Genomic DNA, 20,123 nt, shown 5'->3' with positions numbered 1-20,123 from the left:
ACGAGATGAGCGCGCGGCGCACATACCGTGCAGCAACCCGTCTCCCATAGGAACGAGGAGATACTCGACCCGGTGCGCATCCTGAAAACCTATGCCAGAGTGTTCGTCTCCGACCTCGACACCGCCCTGCCGATCTACGAACGGCTGGCCGGCGCGAAAGCCGATCTCCGTTTCGGCTTCGAGCGCGCCGAACTCGCCGCCGTCGGCGACTTCCTGCTCATCGCGGGCCGCCCCGACGATGTGGAGCGCTACCGGACCACGGTCGGCCCGGTGATAGTCGACGATCTCGACGCTGTACTGCGGACGGTGAGCGAATACGGCGCCGAGCTGATCGCCGGCCCGCTCACCAGCGCCACCGGGACCTTCGTGTACGTCCGGCACGCCGACGGCGCGGAAGTGGAATACGTGCAGTGGTCGCCCGAGACACGGGCGCGCGTGCTGGGACCGGCCGCCGGCCGCTAGCGGGTGAGGACCGGCTTCGACCGATCCCCGGGCGTTTCGGGCCGAGGCGGGTTCCGCACCCACGTGACGTTGGCGACCAAGTCGTCGTCGAACACCAGCTCGTCCCACAGCAGCCGCTCCGCGGCGTCCGGCGTCGGCTGCGCCACCGGCCGTGGCGCCTCGGCGACGGCCACGGGTTGCTCCGGCTCGGCGGGCAGCGGCGTCACCAACCACGACAGGGCGCGCATCGGGCTGAGGCCGTAGCGGCGAGTGCCCTGCGCGATCGCGGCCACCGCGGCGGCGGAGCTCAGCACTCCGGCGAGCAACGCCATCGAGGTCAGTCCCGCGCTGGCCATACGCCGCTCACCCGAACCGGATGCACTCCCGAACTCGCCGAGAAACCGGTGCACCAACCCCGCGCCGAGACCCTCACCCGGATCGATCAGGATCCTCAGTTCCGGCCCCCTGGCATCCAGATACATCAGGGCGATCAGCACCACGATCGCCGCGGTCGCGCTGGAGCCGATCACCAGAGCAGCGAGCGCGCGAGTGCGCACCCGAATCTGCGCCAGCGCGGCGAACACGGTGACGAGCATCGCGGCCGCGGCCAGCAGACCCCACGCGCCACTGATGTTCACGTCACGGAATTTCGACACCGACCACTCGTCGAAACCGTTGGTGACCCCGGTGACCCGGCCGAACGCGTCGGAGCGGGCCACACCACCCGAACCCGACGCCGAAAGCCACGGCTGGAACAGCAGAGCGAAGCCGACCGCACTCGCGACCGCCGCGAACAAGAAGCCCCAGTCCACACCCCGTGGTGGCCTCGCCCCGCGTCCGGTGCCTCCGGAGCCGCGGCTCCGACGGTCTCGCGCTTCGCTTACCTGCCAAGGGGTTGGTTGTACCATCGCTCCATTTTCGCCGGTGCCGCATGAATAGCGCTGCTGCCGAAAGCAATAACAGTGGAATTGCCCCGGAAGCCGAATTCGCGGCACATCAATGAGATGTAAATCGATCGGGCGTCATCGGCCATCGACCGAATTAACCGTAAGCACCTGCGCGACAGCAGGCAAGCGTGATCGATCTCCCACGCATCGTCGCAGCTACCAGGGCATGCCGAGGGAGAGTGACCCAACCGGTGAGTAACATTTCGGGTAGGGCGTTGAACTCGATATACGCAGTTTCATCACAACGATCCCGGCTCCGCCGACCCCCGATTGCTGTGACAGGCTTAACAAGACTTCATTGGGACCTGGGTCACAAATCCACGCAGCACGAACTCGGCGCGGCCGAAAAATCGCGAATTCCCGCCGCCCGCACGCAATCCGAGGATCGGCGCGCGAAGCGGATCGAGCCGATGCCGCTAGTGCCCCTCCGCGGCCGCACGCTCAGCCGCCACCGCGCGGGTGAGCTCCGCCAGACGCTCCTGCGCCACCTCCACCGCGCCGTCGGCATCGACCAGCACCGCGGTCGGATAGATATCCCGCAACAGATCCGGACCACCCGTCGCGGTATCGTCATCGGCCGCGTCGAACAGCGCCTGCACCGCCAGCCGCAACGCCGTCTCCGCATCGATATCGCGGCGATAGGTCTTCTTCAACGACGACTTCGCGAACACCGAACCGGAACCGACCGCGGTGTAACCGAAACGCTCTTCCTGCCGGCCACCCACCGCGTCATACGAGACGATCCGCCCCGCCCGCTCCGCATCCGCGGCATCCGGGTCATAACCCACCAGCACGGGGATCACCGCCATGTCCTGCAACGCGGCAGGCAGATTCGCCCGCACCATCGCCGACAACTTCGTGGCCTTACCGTCGAAGGTCAGCGAAGCCCCCTCGATCTTCTCGTAATGCTCGAGCTCCACCGCGAACAACCGGATCATCTCCACCGCCATCCCGACCGTGCCCGCGAAACCCGCCGCCGAATACGTGTCGGTGACGAACACCTTCTGCATATCGCGCGTCGACACCAGATGCGCCATCGTGCCCCGCCGATCACCCGCCACCAACACGCCACCGCGATAACGGATCGCGACGATCGTCGTCCCATGCGGCGCGACAGCACCGGTACCACCGCCGAAATCCCGCTCCGGCAACAACTCCGGCGCATACCGGCGCAGATACTCCGAGAAGGACGCCGCCGGATACCGCAAGCCGAGCGGCAGGTGACTATCGGTCGTCATGGATCACCTCTCCGGGCGGGGAGCCTGCACCACCCGTGAACGCGTGCTCTCCCGCCCGACGTTACCCGAACCCCGCCACCACCCGGCGACAACGACCGCGCTAGGCCGGGTCCTCCCCGACACAGGTCTCCGCCGCGTCGATGTGAACACACGGAACCGGAGCCCGCGTCGGCCGATAAGCCGGCGCCACGCCACCCGCACGGATCACTCGCGCATACGCCTCGACCCCATCGGTCGCCCGCCGCGCCAACGTCGGATCGGTCAGCACGTCGACTGTGTAGAGCCCGAACCGTGGCGCGTAGGAACCCCACTCGTAGTTGTCCGTCAGACTCCAATAGTTGTAGCCGATGACGTTCATCCCATCGGCCTTCGCCCGCTGCAGCCAATACACCGTGTCCCGCAGATGATCGGCGCGGGTGTACCCGTCCGGGCGAACCTGCCCGTTCTCCGTCGGAAGCCCGTTCTCCACGACATACAGCGGACGACCCGGAAACTGGCGCGCGTAATGCCGCAACGCGTAGTAGATACCCTCCGGATGCACCGGCAGCTCCCAGATCGGCGTACCCCCCTCCACACCGCCCTGCGCCGCCTCCCCGGTCTGCGGCAGCGGAGCGAAGTAATAGTCGAGCCCGATGAAGTCCAACTTCGCCGAAATGCGGTCCACGATCGGCTGATTCACCTCCGTCTCCGCGCCCGCCACATACCCCAGATTGCTGGTCACCTGTGCGTCCGGTCGACAGCCGTGGATGACGTCGTAGATCTCGTTGTGCGCCTGCGCGATCCGGTCCAACATCACCGGCGCCTCCTCGACACCGATCCCGCCCGTGCGCAACTCGGTGCCGACATACGCGACGGGCTCATTGAACGTCACCCACAACGGATCCCGCGCGGCATACCGGCGCACCACCTCACGCATGTTCGCCAGCCAATCCTCCACCATGCCCGGATTGCGCCACCCGCCCCGATCCATCGCCCACCCCGGATACACCCAGTGATCCAACGTCAGCATCGGCCGCATCCCCGCCGCGACGATCCGGTCGATCACATCGTCGTAGAACCCGAACGCCGCCTCGTCCCAGGCATGCGGCGCAGGCTGCAGCCGCGCCCACTCGATACCCACCCGGTAGACCCGCACACCCAGCCGGGCCGCCAACTCGATATCGGTGCGATAGCGGCGGGCGAAATCCACCGAATCCAGATACGGATCCGCCGTCCCACCCGAGGCGACGAAACGCGACCAATTGCTATCGGGCGCATGCCCCTCGGACTGAAACCCCGACGAAGCCACACCCCACAAGAAATCCCCATCGAACACAGGCAGCTCCCGGCTCGGCTGAGCAGCGGAAACCCCCGAAGCCATCAGCACCGCCGCAGCGGCCGACAACGCGGCGAACCCGCGCCGGTGAGTGCGTGTACGCATCGCCGTAGCGTAACTGGAAGATAGCTGACGTTCAGGGCATGAACTCGCGTGTCGCCGGTCCCGCAACCGTCACGATCCGCACTCACCCCGCCCACGACCGCCGCGCCAACTCCACCGTCGCCGCAAGACAGCCTCTCGCGTCGCGAGCGCCTCCGCAACCACCGGACGCTCCGCCACACCCGACAGCCGCACCCGCGCACCCGCCAACGGATCCGCAGGTGGATCCGGAGCCACCGCCGAAGGCGCCCGCGCCTCCGCGGCCGGATTCCGCCCGTGCTCGGCCGGCCGCGACACACAACACCGGCTGCCCCGCCGACAACCCATACGTCACCAACGACGCCCACGGCGAACCATCCTCCGCCAGACTCGCCGAGGTCGCGGTATCCGACCCCGCCGCAACAGTTCTCGCCTCCTCCGCCGCCGAAGGCCGAGCCGGATCCGCCACCCGCGAGCGGCGGGGATCACCATGATCGACAGTCACAGCCCCATCCGCCCAGCGCGTCCCCCGGAAACACCGCACAACAACACACAAGCGAATCAATTGACCGAGCGCATCCGCCGCCGATCGACCAGACTGGCCCACGTGACCAGATACGCATTCGATGCCGACCGCGCCGCCCTCGTCGCCACCTGGGCGACCGGACGAGGCGACCTCGCCCAGACGGTGGCCACCCTGCCCCCGCAGGTGACCATGGACCAGGCAACCGATCTGGCGTCGAACCTCACCACCCTCTCCCGCTTCCAATGGCGCACCTACACCCACCCGGCCAGCGCCGCGGGCGACCCCGACGTGCCCAACAGCGAAGCATGGCGCCGCGCCGAGGAACGGCGCAACTTCAAAGAAGTCGAAGCAGGCCTGCGCAGCCCCAACCTGCCCACCGACGAAGGATTGCTCGTCTCCTACAGCGGCGTCGTCGAATCCGCCCATCGCATCGGACGCACCCTGCACGACATCGACCACACCGCCCTGCTCGAGACCGTCGTCGCCGAGGTACGCACCGAACAGGAAGCCATCGAATCCGCCGAACGCGGCGACCTCTCCGGCCGCGCCCGCCAAGCCGTCGAACTGTCCCGCCCCGACGTATCCCCGGCCCAGGTCCACGCCGCCGACGCACTCCTGCGCGCTGACCCGCTCGGCAGCATCGAACTGTTCACCGAACTCGACCCCGCCTCCGCCTCCGTCGCCGCGGCACACTGGCTCTACGCCGCCGCGGAAGTCGCCGGCGAGGCCGCGAACGTACCCACCACCGATGTCGTCGCCGAAGCCGACGACATCGAAGCCCTCCAAGTCGAGACCCCCACCCTCGTCCTCGAACGACTCGCCGCGGGCGACACCCCCACCGAAGTCGTCCTCGAGCTGATCGCCGAAGCGATGGCCGTGCACGAAGGCCGCATCCCGGCCCCCTGGAGCCTCGTGGCCCGCGTCGCCGACATCGAAACCCAAGCTCACCGATTCGGCGTCGACGCCGACACCCGCGAAGCAATGCTCACCGGCTTCCGCATCAGCCGCCTCGACCCCGCCCGCCCCGCCCTCGATCTCCTGGAAGACCTCCTCGACGGCATCCGCGGCTGCCTCCTGCTCTACGCCGCCCACACCGAGCACGACGACGCCGAAACCCGCTTCGCCGAAGACGTGCGCCTCGAAGCCGACGCGGACCCCGAAGACCTCCTCTGAACGCCGGGGCGGGGGCAGGCGCACGGACCAGCCCCCGCGGGAGATCAGCGAGAAATTTCGTCCGCCCCAACACGTTCCGAGGTCAACCATGTGCGCAGTGCGCGGTAGACCGCCTCGTGATTGAGCAACGTGAAGTGATGCGCCGATGCGAGATGCATGCCTTTGTCGATGTCGAACCCGACGCGGCGGGATCGAGCACGGCCCGAGCCGCTCGCCGTGAGAACCAACCCGTCACCGATCACGCGCCCCAGCGGATGCCGCGAACTGCGCGTGATGGTGGCCGTGACGAAATAGTGGTCCGCGTCCCGCAGCAGCGGAACCTCGCGGACCGCCCGGCGACGCAGCGCGTCGGCATCCAGATCACGCCAATCCTCGTCCACCAGCGAGCCGTCCCGAAGATCCCGGATCCCCGCACTGCGACGACGTAACAGCCGCCCCAACGGACGAGTTTCCGGAAACCGCACCAGCGCCGCCGACGCATAATGCACCAGCTGCTCCAGTGGCGCGCCCATATGCGGTGAACCCAAGCACACCACCTGACGCACCCGCCGCACCCAGGGCAACCCGGCTTCACTCGCCACGAAGCACGCACCCCGGGCGACCAACCCGCCCATCGAATGCCCCACCAGGGACACCCGCTCGATCGGCACCGGCCATCCGTCGACCAGCCCTTGCATCAAGTCGCTGAACTGCGCCGCGTTCTCCGAAATGTGCAACCCGGTGTTGTACCGGACTTGCAGCGACGTGCATCCGATGTCGGACTCCAACTGCTCCGCGTAGGTCGGCCCGCCGCCCAAACGCCACGCGTGCTCGGTTTCCACCAAGCCGTGCAGGAACACCACGACATGCGCACCAGGCCGTCGAACACGCGCACCCACCAACTCTGCGGGCACGGGAGCGCCATCGATCCGGAACGTCATCGGCCCGGCCAGAATCGGCCGCGTCCGCTCGAGGTCGTCACCGATCAAACCCTTTAGCGCGGCCAGCAACCCCGAACCGTACACCGTGCGTGACGGCGCGACGCCGGGCAGATCCGCCGCTCGTTCCGCGACCATCCCGGCCGCCACCGCGGACCCACTGACCACGCGATAGACACTCTCGGCGATCGCATCGTGCACCAGCTCGACCGGCGCCGCCGCAGGTCCCACGCCCCAGCGCACCGCCGCGAACACGCGGTGCGCGATCGCCCGGTGCACAGCCGCGATCCCGTCTACCGCGCCGCCGACTTCGTCACCCGCCAACCGAGCCAGCGCCCTGATCTCCGCCTGCCGCTGAGATGCACCCTCCGTCATAGCTTCAGTGTACAAATGTGCACTGAAAAATGAACCCTAAGGCACCCGTGACACGGCCACCGCCGACTCGGTGAGACTGCCCAGATACAGCACACCGTCCTGCTCGACCACGCCGGTCACCATCGAATAATCGGTGCCCTCGACCTGGAGATCGTGGACGACGTTGCCGTCGAAATCGACCGCGAGCACCCACACCGTCCGCGCCGGTTTCGGCTGCACCCACTTCGGCAGCGTCCACACGATGCGCCGCAGAATGCCCGGCAACGGAAGGAGGCGATCCAGCAACGGATTACGCGGCGAGGGAAGCGTGATCCAGATCAGCCCATCGCTGCCGAGGCCGAGGTTGTCCGGGAACCCGGGCAGGTTCTCGATCAACCTTTCCGTCGTACTCGCCTTCGGACCGGTCAGCCAATAGCGCGTCAGGCGGTAGCCGCCGGTCTCCGCGACGACAACGCTGGAACGATCCGGCGCCAAGACGACGCCGTTGGCGAATTGCAGATCGTCGATGAGCGTCTCCACCTTGCCCGCAGGATCCCGGCGGAACAGCCGGCCTGTGCCGGAGTGCTCCAACATGTCACCCATGTACTCGTCGAGCGAGTACCGGCGCGAGGACGCCGAGAAGTAGATCGTGCCGTCGACATCGCGCACCACATTGCTGGCGAAGCGGAGTCGCTCACCGTCGATCTCGTCGACCAGCACGGTCAGCACACCCTCGGTGTCCAACTCCAGCAGTCCGCGCTCGAAATCGCAGATCAGCACGCGCCCGTCGGCATCGGCATGCAGACCGAGCGGGCGGCCTCCGGTGTTCGCGAGTTGGCGTACCTCGCCGGTCGCCGGATCGATGCTGAGGATCGCACCGCCTTCGACGCCTGCGATGAGCCTTCCGTCGGGGGAGAGGACGACATCCTCCGGGCCCGCACCGGGCAATTCGAGCCGCCGGATCTTGGGAAGGGGTGGGGCACTACGGGTTTGGCGTGCCCGGGCGGGGGAGGGCGGCGGTGTCCAGCGCTGCGGCTGCATGGTGGAGGCGAGCATGGCATCAGGGTAGCCGGGGGAGTGCGGAGCTTTCGGAAGAAACCGTTCAGCGTAGGCGGCGAGTTGGGGGCGGAGCCGAGCGGGCGAACGGTGTAGCTGTCATGCGATGGCTACTAACATGCTCTTACGTAGATATACGCATCTACTAATGCATCACACACCTTGGCTTCAACCGCACGCGAAATCAACAGATCAAAACAGCATCGAAGGGGGGAGGGGTACAAGATCGGCGACGACTACACGGAACGCTCGCCGCGCGTTGTTGCCCGGGTTGCCTGTAGCGGCGATGGTCTCGCCGGTTCGGGCAGCCCGGGCAGCGGCTTCCGAAGGTCAGGGCTGGTGCGTGATGGTGTACCAGAGGATCGCCAGCGTACCGACCGTGAACAGCGGTGCCACGACGAAGGTTTCGACCTTGTTCCCGGTGCGCTCGATGACGGGAAAACTGACTCGAAGGCCGAAGGGCCAGAACAGGCGGCAGCCGCGCTCGGTGAGGCAGTCACCGAGCAGATGGGCCAGCGCGCCCAGTCCGACCGCGAACGGTAGCCAGACCGGCTTGTCCGCGATCCAGTGCTCCATCGCGAAAGTGCCCGCGGAGGCGAGCACGACGATCGGTCCCCATGCCTTGAAGCTGTTGCCGGACGGGCACAGATGCAGCGCGCGCACGGCCAGAGCGAGAAGGAAGAACACCAAGCCGAGGGTGAACCAGCGGCCGAGCCAGTGCTCGCCGGCCCACGTGCCGTAGGCGACGGCCGCGACGAACGCCAAGGAGTGGGTGGCGCCGCGATGGCCGCCGGAGACCCACGAGATGAGTTTGCATGCGGTGTGCGTGATCGGACCCAAGGCATGTGAAATGGTCCCGTCGGGATGGTCCGCGTCGGGCAGCAGTGCGGCACCCGCGGTGAGGAAGACACCCAGCAGCAGATCGACGGTGCCGAGATGTCCCGTCGCATCCTGTAGAGCCGGAAACGTGAAGATCGTGACCGGCAGCGTCGCCGCTGCCGCCGACCAGGCCAACGCGCCACTGGTCGCATGTGAATGTCCTAGCACCATTCGAACGTTAGTTCAGCTTCCTATCGGTTCGCGAATGCCGTTGCACGAGGGGGGAAGCCGAGTCGGAAGTGTGTCCGGTCGTCCGACCTTGTGCGGCGATGGGGTAGGGGAGTGCTGTTATGAGTTGGAAGGCGTTGGGTGAAAGGAGGTTTCGGAAGTGCTGAACCATCGGCGCGTGAACTCTTCTCTCGCACCCTCTCGGGTGATGATCGTCGGCCGGCCGTTATGAAAGTGTTCGACGACTTGAAAATTGCGATATGTGCCTGTGTGCATGTATACATGATTCCAACACTGAGCAGTCGCAAGAGAACCGAACCCCTTCCCAAAACAGCAAAGAGGCCAGGGGATCAACTGCCTGTTCGGGAAGGCCTATAGGACGTCGCCGATGGCAACCGTCGCCGCAGTCATCACGCGACGTGCGAGGTCCGATCCGTCGATCGGGCCGGTGGTGTCGACGGTGACGACCGGCGTGAGTGCGAGCGGTTCGGCCAAGCGAGCCCAGTGATCCCAGTCGTGCGCGAGGTGCGCGTCGTCGTGGTACAGGGCGGCGCGCGTGCGACCGCGGTATCGGGCGCGGGCGAGTTCCAGCGGCACCGAGCACCAGACCTCCACTGCTCGCGTCGCGCCCGATATCGCGATGCCCTCGGCGGCGTACCGCGCATCGCGTGGTTTGAACCACCACGAATCCACCAGCGCGACGCCGGGGAGCGCGGCGGCGAGCGCCCATGCGGCGTCCGTCGCGATAGCCCCGATGTTCGGTAGTACAGCCGTGTGGTCGAGCCCGGAACCCAGCGCCTCTTTGATGGCGTCCCGGGTGATCAGGTGCGCGCCGAGCTCGCGCGCGAGCGCGGGAGCCAAGGTGGACTTTCCGGAGCCGGGTAATCCGTTGACGAGAACGAGTAGTTCGCAGATGGTGACGGACCTCCGAGGCGGCCGAAAAGATCGGGTCGGCGAATGGCGTGATTCTCGTCGCGGACCACCACGACCGGCAAGGCCTGAACCTGGTGTGTTCTTGCAGTGAACCGATCGCTGACAGTTTCCCAGATGTGGGGGATCTTGCTTCGCATTCTGCACCTACGCTGCATCGCATACGGCGAACTGATCGATTGCTTTCTCTCGTCCCGGCCTTCTGTGCGGATACGTGGCAAATGTCTGGTTTCGATCGGGTCGTCTCGACCAGTGGTAGGCCACGTGTAGGAGGTTGCGGTGAGTGAGGGTCGCGGAGTCCATTTGTGCGGCAGTGTCCCGTTGGCGGATGCGCGGACGGTCTTCTCCGAGGCGGCGCGGCGGATCGGGAAGCACCTCAAACGCATTCCCGACGGTGAGACGGGAGTTCGGGACAACTGGGTGGTGTGGCAGTTACCGAAGATGCAGGCGCATCCGGACTTGGAAACCGTGCCGCCGCCGAGCCCGGAATACGGTCCCAGCGAACGGGTTCAACCCAAGCCGGGCGTGGACGCGGCATCGATCGACTTCGGGCCCTTGGGTTACGCGGAGGCCGCGCTGGAATCCTGGCAGGTGTTCCAGCAGCTGCGCGCGGACGGCACGATTCCCGAGGCTGTCCGGTTCCAGGTGAGTTTGCCGACGCCTATCGCGGTGATCGGGGCATTCGTCGCGGGGCCGCAGGGGGAGTTGGAACGTAGGTACGAGGCGCGGCTGCTCGACGAACTCGACGTCATCCTCGGCGTGATTCCGGCGGAAGACCTCGCGCTCCAGTGGGATGCCGCGGTGGAGTTCGCCATCTTCGAGGGCATCTTCCCGTCGTGGTTCGGATCGGACTATGCGACGCAGCTCGAGGAAGTGGGGCAGCGGCTTGTGCGGCTGGGCGCCGCGGTGCCCGAACCGGTGCAGCTCGGTTATCACCTCTGCTACGGCGATTTCGGTCACCGGCACTTCGCCGAACCGGCTGATACCGGCAAGCTCGCGGCGGTCGCCGGTCGCGTTCTGAGTGGTCTGGACCGGCCGGTCGACTGGATCCATCTGCCCGTGCCCCGCTCGCGCACCGACGCCGGCTATTTCGAGCCCCTTGCCGAACTCGCTCTTCCGCCGGAAACGGACTTGTACCTCGGCCTGGTGCACGCCACCGATGGCCGTGCGGGCGCACTCGAGCGCATCGAGGCCGCCCGCTCCGCGGTCGCCGAGTTCGGCATCGCCACCGAGTGCGGCATGGGCCGTCGCCCGGCAGACCAGATCCCCGCCTTGTTCGACCTGCACGCGGAACTCGCGGACATGCTGTCTTGAGTCCGAACCCTCTGCACCGGGCCATGTTTCGGGGTTGGGCCCGGCGCAGAGGTCTCCACGTGGGTAATCTCAGGCGTTCGGGCCGACTGGGCGCATCAGGGAACCGGGGGGAGTGGTATGCAGGACCTCTACGCGGTGAGTCATCCGTACGCGGAGCACACCGAACGTGATCTCGTCGGCGGGTGGTACGACTCGAAGCTGACGGCACGCGGCCAGCGAGACGCCCATCTGGTCGGTGCGGAGCTGGCGCGTCGGCGTGACGGTACGGTGCGGCCGGTGCGTATCACGACGTCCGACCTCGCCCGGTGCACCGAAACCGCGCGGATTGTGGCGGCCGCGCTCGAAGTTCGGGTAACGGAGGACAGGCGACTGCGCGAGATCAGCTTCGGGGAAGCGGGTGGTCGGCCGAACGCGTGGCTGGCGCAGCGGCAGGTGCCCGCGCCCGACCATGATCGGCTCGACCATCGCGGTCCGATCCGCGACGCGGAAACTCGGCGCGAAGTCGCCACCCGAGTCGGTGCGTGTGTGCGTGAGCTGATGGCGGACGCCGACCATGACCATATCGTCGTAACCCACGGGTACGCGCTGACATTCGTCATCACGACGTGGATGATGCTGCCGGTGGAGGCGGTGGGCTTCGCATCGTTCGCGACCGCGCCCGGCGCGATCACCCATTTGCGGCATGACGACTACTGGCGCAACCGCACGATGCTCGCCCTGTCCGATACGTCCCATCTGGATGCCGGGAGATGAGCGTGCGCGACCGGCGGAGCAGTCGGCGGCACTCTAGTTGACATAATGTCGATTATCGGCGAAGTTTCGGGCTGGTCGGCGGGAGTGCGGCAGTGCCCGTATGTGGTGCTGTTCGATCCGGTGTGGGCATCGGGTCGACCCGGCGAGGCTCTAGGGTTGTCGGGCTTGTGTGGAAGCTCCGGATAGGCCCGTTCTGCGTAGTCGAATCATGCGTCGACGCATGCATATTTATGCATGCGTCGAGGTGTCGCTGTGGCATCTATCTGCCACCTCCTTATGTCCCACTCTTCCTGGACTCCGCATGGTTTCGTCACTGTGACGAAGTGCGGCTCACCACCTCGTCTTCGTAGGTCACGACGTTTCTCCTCGGCTCGGCATCCTCGCATTGTCACCTCCTCGGACAGCGTCTTCAGGGAACGGCGCGGCTTCGACGAAACCCGACGCGGTCCTTGTGCCGTTGGCTTGTTCACTGCCCGGTGACAGAACGACCGGCTGGGCCGCGACAGATGCGTTGCCATCCGATCGATGCGGTACGGACTGTGTGCGGGTGGTTCGGGGGCGGGAATCGGTAAGTCTTGGATTTTTCCTAGATCGCACTCCCCTGGCCTAGCGGCACGTCTGGTTGCGTCGGCCTCATTGCATGGCTTTCGCTGTGCGGTCCAGTGATCGGTGATTGGCTCTGGTTGTGGTGGCCAGTTGCGGGCACGCTGGGGCGGTGCTGGTTCGTCGGTTGGTCGCGTTGTACGTCGGTTTGTGGTTGTACGGGTTCTCGATGGCGGTGATGGTGCGGGCTGGGCTCGGGCTGGATCCGTGGGATGTGTTCCATCAGGGTGTGGCGCGGCATGTGCCGATCAGTTTCGGTGCTGTCACGGCGGTTACCGGTGTCGCGGTGTTGCTGGCCTGGATTCCGCTGCGGCAGTTGCCAGGGCTGGGCACGGTGAGCAATGTGGTGGTGATCGCCGTGTCGGTCGATGCCGGGCTGGCGTGGCTGCCGTCGTGGGATGCGGTGGTGGTGCGGGTCGGCGCCATGGGCGCGGCGGTCGTGCTGAACGCGGTGGCCAGTGTGTTGTACATCGGGGCGGGAATGGGCCCGGGGCCGCGGGATGGTCTGATGACTGGACTGGTTCGGCGGACCGGTCGATCGGTGTGGGTGGTGCGGACGGCGATCGAGGTGACGGTGCTGGTGACGGGGTTCGTGCTCGGCGGCAGTGTCGGCATCGGAACTCTGGTGTACGCCTTCGGGATCGGACCGCTGATCCAGCTGATGATTCCCGCGGTGAACCGGTTCCTGCCGGGGTTCGCGGTGGCGAAGCCGGCGCCTGTCGTCGGTGGTGCGGCGGTGCAACTCCCGGCCGGGTAGCCGGGCGTTCCCACTCCCCTTGTCATGCCGCGTTCGCCGCGGTCGTCACGGTGATGGTTTCGGCTCAGGCCGGGGAGAGGTGCTGAGGATGCCGATCAGCGGATACGGTGGCACGACATGCACCTGCATGCCCGTATCCGCTCGACATAGAGACCTGTACGCCACGTGCTGTCCCAGATAGCCTGTGGGAAGCGATCCGGCAGAAGGTGAAAATTCATGAGTGCTACCACCATTGCCCGCCAGTGCACGTTGTGTGAGGCGCACTGCGGCATTCTCGTCACGGTCTCCGGCGACCAGGTGACCCGGATCGAGGGCAATCCGCAGGACGTGCTGTCGAAGGGGTACATCTGCCCGAAGGCGACGGCGATGGGCGGGTTGCACCACGATCCGGATCGGTTGCGGACACCGGTGCGGCGGGTGGGTTCGTCGTTCGAGCCGATCGGCTGGGACGAGGCGTTCGAGGAGATCGGGCGGCGGTTGCGGAAGGTGCGTCGCGAATACGGCAACAGCGCTGTCGGCATGTACCTGGGGAATCCGGCCGCGCACAGTTCGTCGGTGCTGTACGCGGTGCTGTTGCGGTCGGTGCTGATGACGCGGAACTTCTTCTCGGCGTCGTCGATCGATCAGTTCCCGCAGGAGTTCGTGGCGTGGCGGATGTTCGGCTCGAATGTGCTGATGCCGGTGACCGATATCGATCGGACCGACCGCCTGGTGATCCTGGGGGCGAATCCGGCGGTGTCGAACGGTTCGGTGACGACCATGCCGAATGCGAAGCAGCGGATTCGGGACGTGCGACGCCGCGGTGGGAAGGTCGTGGTGATCGATCCGCGGCGGACCGAGACGGCGCGGCTGGCCGACCAGCACGTCGCGGTGGCTCCGGGCGGGGATGTGTATCTGCTGCTGGCGATGTTGCATGTGCTCGTCGCCGAGGATCTGTGTGACGAGAAGGCGATTCGCGCGTCGAGCACCGGCTGGGAGCGGTTGCGTGCGCTGGTGGCCGAGGCGCCGCCGGAGCGGATGGCGCAGTACACGGGGGTGGACGCGGAGACGATTCGCGGGCTGGCTCGCGAGCACGCGGCGGCGGCCTCGGCGGTGCTGTACGCGCGGATCGGGGTGTGCCAGCAGGTGACCGGCACGTTGACGCATTGGCTGGTGAACACGATCAACGCGGTGACGGGCAACTTGGATCGGGCCGGTGGTCAGATGTTCGCGACGCCACCGATCGACGCGCCGCGGTATGCGAAGTACCTGCCGGTGGGGTACGGGGCGTGGACCGACAGCTCCGGGACCTACAAGTCGTTCCGTTCGGAGTTGCCGGTGGCGGCGCTGGCGGAGGAGATGTCGACCGAGGGCCCGGGCCGGATCCGCGCGATGATCACGTATGCGGGCAATCCGGTGTTGTCCACGCCGCAGCGCGGCCGGTTGGGGGCGGCGCTGGACGGGCTGGATTTCTATGTGGCCGTGGACATGTACGTCACGGAGACCACGCGGCACGCGGACATCATCCTGCCGCCGATCTCGCCGTTGGAGCGCGAGGACGTCAACATCCTTTTCCCGGTGTTCAGTGTGCGCAACAATCTGCGTTTCGACGCGCGCGTGTTCGAGCCGCCCGCCGATGGGCTGGAGGATTGGCAGATCATGGCGCGGTTGGTCACCGAAATGGTGCCGTTGCCTGCGCGGCGGTTCACCGCGCGGGTGCTCAACGCGGTGTTCGATCGGGTCAGCCCCGTGCGGATCGCCACGCTCGGGGTGGCGGCGGGGCCGTACGGGGTGTTGCGGCGGGGTCGCAAGGGTTTGACGGTGGGTAAGGCGCGTGCGGCGGCGGGCGGTATCGATCTGGGTCCGTTGCGGCCGAGGCTGCGGTCGCTGCTCGGGACGAAGGATCGGAAGGTGCATGTGGCGCCGGAGGATTTCGTGGCGGCCGCGCGTGAAGTTCTCGCGGACGCGCAGCGGGGTGAGGCGGTGACCGCGCCTGCCGACGGCTACGACTTGAAGTTGATCGGTCGCCGTCATCTGCGCAGCAACAATTCGTGGCTGCACAATGTGCCGTCGATGGTGAAGGGGCGCGATCGTTGCACGGCGCTGATGCATCCGCAGGATGCGGCGGCGCGCGGGTTGCGCGACGGTGAGCCGGTGACGGTGCGTTCGCGCATCGGGGCGATCGTGGTGCCGTTGGAGGTCAGCGACGACATCCGGGCCGGGACGGTGGCGATCCCGCACGGGTGGGGACATCAGGAGCCGGGTGTCGGGTGGACGGTGGCGGCGTCGCTGCCGGGCGCGAATGTGAACCTGCTGCACGATCCGGCGGTGACCGACACGTTCTCGGGGACGGCGGCGGTGAACAACACGTGGGTGACGGTGACGCGGGCGTCGGTCGACTTCGGGGAGCGTGTGGACCTCAGCGAGCGCGAACCCGCGCCGACCGCTTGACGAGTGTGGACTGTCTGTTCGGCAGCGTCATCGCCGTTGGCTGGCGCCCTCTGTCGATGGGATGGTGTGACACTTGTCATTTCCCGGCGCTGCCGAGGCAGAACCAATGCCAGTCACCATGCAGGTGATGGAATGTGCCATATGCGGGAGGGGCGGCGGTGAGCTGGGCAAAACTTCTGCGCACGGGAGGCGACCTGCGCGAGGTGGGTCATTTGCTCACCTGGTCGACGCGGGTGCCGTCCAGCCACGGTTGGGGGTCGGCGAGGAACGGGGTGTCTTCGAGGCGGTCGAGGTCTTCGAAGAAGGCTTTGGTGGTGCGGGCGGCCGCGGCGGTGGTGCCGACGGAGACGAAGCCGGCTTGTTCGGCGTCCAGGCCGCGGGAGAGGGATTTGTCGGAGCCGAAGTAGACGGCGCGTTTGAGTTCGGCGACGGCGACGGGGTTGCGTGCGGCCAGCCGTGCCGCGGTGACCTGGGTCTCGGCGAGCAGGTCCGCGGTGGGCAGCAGGCGGTGCACCAGGCCAAGGCGTAGTGCTTCCTGCGCGGTGAAGGGTTTGCCTTCGAGGGTGATCTCGATGGCTTTGGCGGCGCCGAGCAGGCGGGTGAGGCGTTGGGTGCCGCCGCCGCCGGGGATGAGGTTGGCCAGCGTCTCGATCTGGCCCAGGCGCACGTGATCGGCGTCGGCGGCGTAGCGCAGGTCGCAGGCCAGCGCGATCTCGTGGCCGCCGCCGAGTGCGGGTCCGTTGATGGCGGCGAGGTAGGCGACGCCGGAGCGGTTCATCCGCAAGGTGGTGCGTTTCCAGCGGTAACCCCAGACCAGGCCGGCGCCTAGGCCGCCGCCGTGGCGTTCGACGAGGTCGGTGGCGCCGGGTAGGTGCAGGACGGCCGAGGCGGCGCGCAGGAACGGTGCGGCGGCGCGGGCGGGGACGAACGGGCGCGGTTTTTCGATCATGCCGCCGAGCGCGGCCGGGTCGGCGTGGGTGAGGAAGCGGCCGGGCAGTCCGCCGGTGAGTACGACCGCGCCGACGGTGTCGTCGGTGTCGACCGCGGCGGTGAGGGTGTCGAGGTCGCGGACGACCGCGGTGGTGACGAAATTGAACGGGGGTGCGACGACGCGCGCGGTGAGTACCCGCCCGGACTGGTCGAGTTCGATGGTTTCCAGCGGTAGGTCGGCGGCGGACATCGGCGGCTCCTTCGGTGCGCATGTCAGCGGTCGGGGACGCGAGAATTTCTCCGCGCGAGAGCTTTTCGGGGAGGTGGGCCGTGCGCGGTCGTCGCCTACACCTTACTGTTGCGGCTCGATCCGGACGTTCCGGACCGGCTGCCCGCCCGGTCCGGAACGTGCTCGGGTGGTGGTCAAGCGGTGGGCTTGTGAACGCGGGTGTCGTGGAACTCCAGGAGCGCCTCCAGGGTCTGCTCGGGTGCCTCCAGCTGCGGGTAGTGGCCGATTCGCGGCAGTTCGACGACGTCGGGGGTGGTGATCAGTTCGCGGTAGCGGCGCGCCATGTGGCCGCCGGAGACGGGGTCGGTGACGCCGTTGACGAACCGCACGGGAACTTGGGCCTGCTGCAGTGCGCCCACCCAGCGCTGCCGCTGTTTGCGTCGTTCGGCCATGTAGCGGATCAGCTTGTGTCCGTTGCGTTTTCCGTGCTTGCTGCACCACAGCAGCCAGAATTGGTGCAGTTCGATGTCGGCGGGTTTGGTGTCGGGCCCGAAGACCGCGGCGAGGCTGTGGTGGAAGGTGCGCTCGCTGCCGAGGACGCCGACGAGCGGGCCGAGCGGACTGGCCAGCAGTCGTTGGACGGGGCGGGGGCGGTGGGCTTCGGGGAACAGGCCGCCGTTGAGCAGGAACACCGACTCGATCACCAAGGATTCGTCGCCTGCGGCGCGGCGTTCGGCGTCGCGTGCCAGGAGTTCCTGGGCGACGGTGTCGCCGTAGTCGTGGGCGAGGATGTGGAATCGGCCGATGCCTTGTTCGCGCAGCAGGTTCTCGTGGATGTCGGCTTGGTCGGTGATGCGGTATTCGTAGTGGCGGGGTTTGGCCGACCAGCCGAAACCGATCATGTCGGGGGCGATGACGCGGGCGAATCGTTCGCACACGCCGGGCCAGATCCGATGCCAGTCCCAGGACGCGGTGGGAAATCCGTGGATGCACACCAGCGTCCCATCGGTGCCTGCGCCTCCGTCGCGCCAGAAGATCTGATGGCCGCGATGGGTGTGGCGTCGTCCGTTCGCCCGCCAGGACGCGAACTCCTCCATGTCTACCTCCTTGTCGTCGACAAGCATGGCGCGTGTGTGCGCCCGGGCACAGCAGTTCGGTCGGCCGTGCACGTGTCATCTACCGCGCGGGCGGTTAGCCGGTCGTGCGCTCTGCGAGAATTCCACCGTGCATGTCGCGATCGGCCTGGTTGTTCTCGTCGCGTCGGCGGCCGCGTTGGCGGCGCTGGCGCGTCGGTTCGGGATCTCCGAACCGCTGGTACTGACAGTGGGCGGGGTGGCGGCGTCGTATCTGCCGTTCCTGCCGGAGATCCATTTGGAGCCGGAGATCATTCTGCTCGGTTTTCTGCCTCCTTTGCTGTATACCGCCGCGATCCGCACGTCGTTGGTGGATTTCCGGGCGAATGTGTGCACGATCGGGTTGTTGTCGGTGGGGTTGGTGTTGTTCACGACGTTCGCCGTGGCGGTGGTGGTGTGGTGGCTGCTGCCGGTGCCGTTCGCGGTCGCTGTCGCGTTGGGCGCGGTGGTGGCTCCGCCGGACGCGGTGGCCGCGACGGCGGTGGCGCGGCGCATCGGGATGCCGCGGCGGATCGTGACGATCCTGGAGGACGAATCGCTGTTCAACGACGCGACCGCGCTGGTGGCGTTGCGGACGGCGCTGGCGGCGATGGTGGGCACGGTGTCGGTGTGGGCGGCGGGGGCCGATTTCCTGCTGGCGGCCGGTGGTGGCGCGGCGGTGGGGGTGGTCGTGGCGTATCTGCTGGCGATGCTGCGGCGGCGGATCACCGATCCGGTGATGGACACGACGCTGTCGTTCCTGGCGCCGTTCGCGGCGTATCTGCCCGCCGAGGGCATCCACGCCTCGGGTGTGATCGCGGTGGTGGTGTGCGGGATGATCCTCGGGCACAACGCGCCGGTGTGGCAGAGCGCGGCCTCGCGGATCGCCGAGCGCATCAACTGGCGCACGATCCAGTTCATTCTGGAGAGCGCGGTGTTCGTGCTGATCGGGTTGCAGGTGCGCGGCATCGTGGAGGGTGCTTGGCACAGCGAGCTCGATCACGCCACGCTGCTGTGGTCGGCGTTGGCGGTGCTGGCCGCGACGATGCTGGCGCGTCCGGTGTGGGTGTTCGGGTCGTCGTTGTTGTCGCGCAGTCTCGGTGGCGGCGAGGCGGTGCCGGTGAGTCATCTGGTCGTGGTGTCGTGGGCGGGGATGCGTGGGGTGGTGACGTTGGCGGCGGTGTTGCTGCTGCCGCAGGACACTCCGTTGCTGGCGGTGCTGCGTCTGCTGGCGCTGGTGGTGGTGGGGGGAACGTTGCTGGTGCAGGGGACGTCGTTGCCGTGGCTGGTGCGGTGGCTGCGGTTGCGTGCGCCCAGTCGCGCCGAGGACGCGTTGCAGAAGGCCAACGTGTTGCAGCAGGCCACCGCGGCGGGTTTGGCGGTGCTCGAGCGGGAGACGACGCCGGAGACGCCGGCGGGGGTGGTGCAGACGTTGCGTGATCGCGTCCTGTGGAAGACCAACGCCGCCTGGGAGCGGTTGGGGCGGGCGGAGTCGGAGCTGGTGACGCCGACGGCGGAGTACCGGCGACTGCGGTTGGCGATGTTGCAGGCCGAACGCGAAACCGTATTGCGGGTGCGGGATTCGGGCACGGTCGACGACGAGATCCTGCAGCATGTGCTGGCGCAGTTGGATCTAGAGGAGTCGATCATCGATCGCTACGACGAGAGCGAGGAAGAACGGGTCGAACCGCTGGCCGCGAGCGGTGCCGACGACGCGTGCGCGCATCTGCGGGACGCGCCGCTGGTGCGTGCGCACGGCGGGCCGGACGAATGCGCCGAATGCCTCGCCGAAGGGCTGGCGTGGGTGCATCTGCGGATGTGCTTGTCCTGCGGGCATGTCGCCTGCTGCGACTCTTCTCCGGGCAATCACGCGAGCAAGCATTACGCCGTCAGCGGGCATCCGGTGATGCGCAGTGTGGAGCCGGGTGAGGCGTGGCGCTGGTGTTATGTGGACGAGTTGCTCGGGTGAG

Annotated in this window: 16 protein-coding genes and 1 pseudogene; 7 read left to right on the top strand and 10 right to left on the bottom strand. The window is 67.2% G+C overall.

Translation table 11 applies throughout. From position 1 onward, the window contains the following. Nucleotides 1-72 precede the first annotated feature (72 nt). Entirely contained in the window at nt 73-462 is a 390-nt protein-coding gene (locus ON21_RS13810) for a VOC family protein (protein ID WP_039798298.1), read from the top strand. On the opposite strand, the gene ON21_RS13805 is transcribed toward ON21_RS13810, so the two are convergent. The 4 genes and pseudogenes from ON21_RS13805 to ON21_RS40075 all read right to left on the bottom strand — a co-directional run. Next, nucleotides 459-1,253 carry a hypothetical protein gene (locus tag ON21_RS13805; protein ID WP_039798232.1) on the bottom strand — a complete coding sequence of 265 codons (795 nt, stop codon included), beginning with the start codon at nt 1,251-1,253 and terminating at the stop codon, nt 459-461. The genes ON21_RS13810 and ON21_RS13805 overlap by 4 nt on opposite strands. Nucleotides 1,254-1,804: 551 nt before the next feature. Beyond that, nucleotides 1,805-2,626 (bottom strand): proteasome subunit beta, encoded by an 822-nt coding sequence (gene prcB / locus ON21_RS13800; protein WP_039798231.1) that lies wholly within the window; start codon nt 2,624-2,626, stop codon nt 1,805-1,807. Nucleotides 2,627-2,726: 100 nt separating this feature from the next. Continuing rightward, the gene (locus tag ON21_RS13795) at nt 2,727-4,046 is read right to left on the bottom strand and encodes a family 1 glycosylhydrolase (protein ID WP_039798230.1); all 1,320 of its coding nucleotides are present in this window, start codon (nt 4,044-4,046) and stop codon (nt 2,727-2,729) included. A gap of 72 nt (nt 4,047-4,118) precedes the next feature. Next, nucleotides 4,119-4,527, bottom strand: a pseudogene (locus tag ON21_RS40075) (pyridoxamine 5'-phosphate oxidase); the annotation flags it as partial. Between the two features lie 102 nt (nt 4,528-4,629). On the opposite strand from ON21_RS40075, the gene ON21_RS13790 reads away from it, so the two are divergent. Continuing rightward, nucleotides 4,630-5,721, top strand: coding sequence for a hypothetical protein (locus ON21_RS13790; protein WP_051020774.1), 1,092 nt, complete (start codon nt 4,630-4,632; stop codon nt 5,719-5,721). 44 nt (nt 5,722-5,765) lie between these two features. Here ON21_RS13790 and ON21_RS13785 read toward each other — a convergent pair whose 3' ends face one another. The 4 genes from ON21_RS13785 to ON21_RS13770 all read right to left on the bottom strand — a co-directional run bounded on the left by ON21_RS13785 (nt 5,766) and on the right by ON21_RS13770 (nt 10,172). Then, nucleotides 5,766-7,013: an esterase/lipase family protein gene (locus tag ON21_RS13785; RefSeq protein ID WP_039798229.1), complete on the bottom strand. Its 1,248-nt coding sequence runs from the start codon at nt 7,011-7,013 to the stop codon at nt 5,766-5,768. Between the two features lie 36 nt (nt 7,014-7,049). Continuing rightward, on the bottom strand, nt 7,050-8,048 hold the full coding sequence (locus ON21_RS13780; protein ID WP_245562595.1) for an SMP-30/gluconolactonase/LRE family protein: 999 nt from the start codon (nt 8,046-8,048) through the stop codon (nt 7,050-7,052). 330 nt (nt 8,049-8,378) lie between these two features. Next, nucleotides 8,379-9,098 carry a metal-dependent hydrolase gene (locus tag ON21_RS13775; protein ID WP_245562594.1) on the bottom strand — a complete coding sequence of 240 codons (720 nt, stop codon included), beginning with the start codon at nt 9,096-9,098 and terminating at the stop codon, nt 8,379-8,381. A 369-nt stretch (nt 9,099-9,467) separates the two neighbouring features. Further along, entirely contained in the window at nt 9,468-10,172 is a 705-nt protein-coding gene (locus ON21_RS13770; protein WP_083880599.1) for a P-loop nucleotide/nucleoside kinase family protein, read from the bottom strand. Between the two features lie 132 nt (nt 10,173-10,304). Here ON21_RS13770 and ON21_RS13765 point away from each other — a divergent pair, with 132 nt between their 5' ends. The 4 genes from ON21_RS13765 to ON21_RS13750 all read left to right on the top strand — a co-directional run bounded on the left by ON21_RS13765 (nt 10,305) and on the right by ON21_RS13750 (nt 15,882). Continuing rightward, on the top strand, nt 10,305-11,339 hold the full coding sequence (locus ON21_RS13765; RefSeq protein WP_039798227.1) for a uroporphyrinogen decarboxylase/cobalamine-independent methonine synthase family protein: 1,035 nt from the start codon (nt 10,305-10,307) through the stop codon (nt 11,337-11,339). Nucleotides 11,340-11,456: 117 nt separating this feature from the next. After that, nucleotides 11,457-12,092 (top strand): histidine phosphatase family protein, encoded by a 636-nt coding sequence (locus ON21_RS13760; protein WP_039798226.1) that lies wholly within the window; start codon nt 11,457-11,459, stop codon nt 12,090-12,092. A gap of 772 nt (nt 12,093-12,864) precedes the next feature. Next, nucleotides 12,865-13,452: a membrane protein YczE gene (yczE, locus tag ON21_RS13755; RefSeq protein ID WP_245562598.1), complete on the top strand. Its 588-nt coding sequence runs from the start codon at nt 12,865-12,867 to the stop codon at nt 13,450-13,452. Between the two features lie 216 nt (nt 13,453-13,668). Then, nucleotides 13,669-15,882, top strand: coding sequence for a molybdopterin oxidoreductase family protein (locus tag ON21_RS13750; RefSeq protein ID WP_051020772.1), 2,214 nt, complete (start codon nt 13,669-13,671; stop codon nt 15,880-15,882). A gap of 208 nt (nt 15,883-16,090) precedes the next feature. On the opposite strand, the gene ON21_RS13745 is transcribed toward ON21_RS13750, so the two are convergent. Both ON21_RS13745 and ON21_RS13740 read right to left on the bottom strand, forming a co-directional pair. Next, on the bottom strand, nt 16,091-17,062 hold the full coding sequence (locus ON21_RS13745) for an enoyl-CoA hydratase/isomerase family protein (protein ID WP_039798225.1): 972 nt from the start codon (nt 17,060-17,062) through the stop codon (nt 16,091-16,093). A gap of 173 nt (nt 17,063-17,235) precedes the next feature. After that, entirely contained in the window at nt 17,236-18,138 is a 903-nt protein-coding gene (locus ON21_RS13740) for an alpha/beta fold hydrolase (RefSeq protein WP_039798292.1), read from the bottom strand. Between the two features lie 127 nt (nt 18,139-18,265). Here ON21_RS13740 and ON21_RS13735 point away from each other — a divergent pair, with 127 nt between their 5' ends. Beyond that, on the top strand, nt 18,266-20,122 hold the full coding sequence (locus ON21_RS13735; RefSeq protein ID WP_039798224.1) for a Na+/H+ antiporter: 1,857 nt from the start codon (nt 18,266-18,268) through the stop codon (nt 20,120-20,122). Nucleotide 20,123 lies beyond the last annotated feature (1 nt).

It is taken from the genome of Nocardia araoensis NBRC 100135 (assembly GCF_000308435.1).
Taxonomy (GTDB): Bacteria; Actinomycetota; Actinomycetes; order Mycobacteriales; family Mycobacteriaceae; genus Nocardia; species Nocardia araoensis.
The sequence above is the reverse complement of the archived record's forward strand: the minus strand, read 5'-3'. Positions and strand labels throughout refer to the sequence as shown.

Bases quoted from the DNA above. Each gene is read 5' to 3' on its own strand.
- yczE (WP_245562598.1), top strand. From the start codon at position 12,865: ATGGCGGTGATGGTGCGGGCTGGGCTCGGGCTGGATCCGTGGGATGTG.
- ON21_RS13760 (WP_039798226.1), top strand. From the start codon at position 11,457: ATGCAGGACCTCTACGCGGTGAGTCATCCGTACGCGGAGCACACCGAA.
- ON21_RS13775 (WP_245562594.1), bottom strand. From the start codon at position 9,098: ATGGTGCTAGGACATTCACATGCGACCAGTGGCGCGTTGGCCTGGTCG.
- ON21_RS13780 (WP_245562595.1), bottom strand. From the start codon at position 8,048: ATGCTCGCCTCCACCATGCAGCCGCAGCGCTGGACACCGCCGCCCTCC.
- ON21_RS13750 (WP_051020772.1), top strand. From the start codon at position 13,669: ATGAGTGCTACCACCATTGCCCGCCAGTGCACGTTGTGTGAGGCGCAC.
- ON21_RS13795 (WP_039798230.1), bottom strand. From the start codon at position 4,046: ATGCGTACACGCACTCACCGGCGCGGGTTCGCCGCGTTGTCGGCCGCT.
- prcB (WP_039798231.1), bottom strand. From the start codon at position 2,626: ATGACGACCGATAGTCACCTGCCGCTCGGCTTGCGGTATCCGGCGGCG.
- ON21_RS13745 (WP_039798225.1), bottom strand. From the start codon at position 17,062: ATGTCCGCCGCCGACCTACCGCTGGAAACCATCGAACTCGACCAGTCC.
- ON21_RS13740 (WP_039798292.1), bottom strand. From the start codon at position 18,138: ATGGAGGAGTTCGCGTCCTGGCGGGCGAACGGACGACGCCACACCCAT.
- ON21_RS13785 (WP_039798229.1), bottom strand. From the start codon at position 7,013: ATGACGGAGGGTGCATCTCAGCGGCAGGCGGAGATCAGGGCGCTGGCT.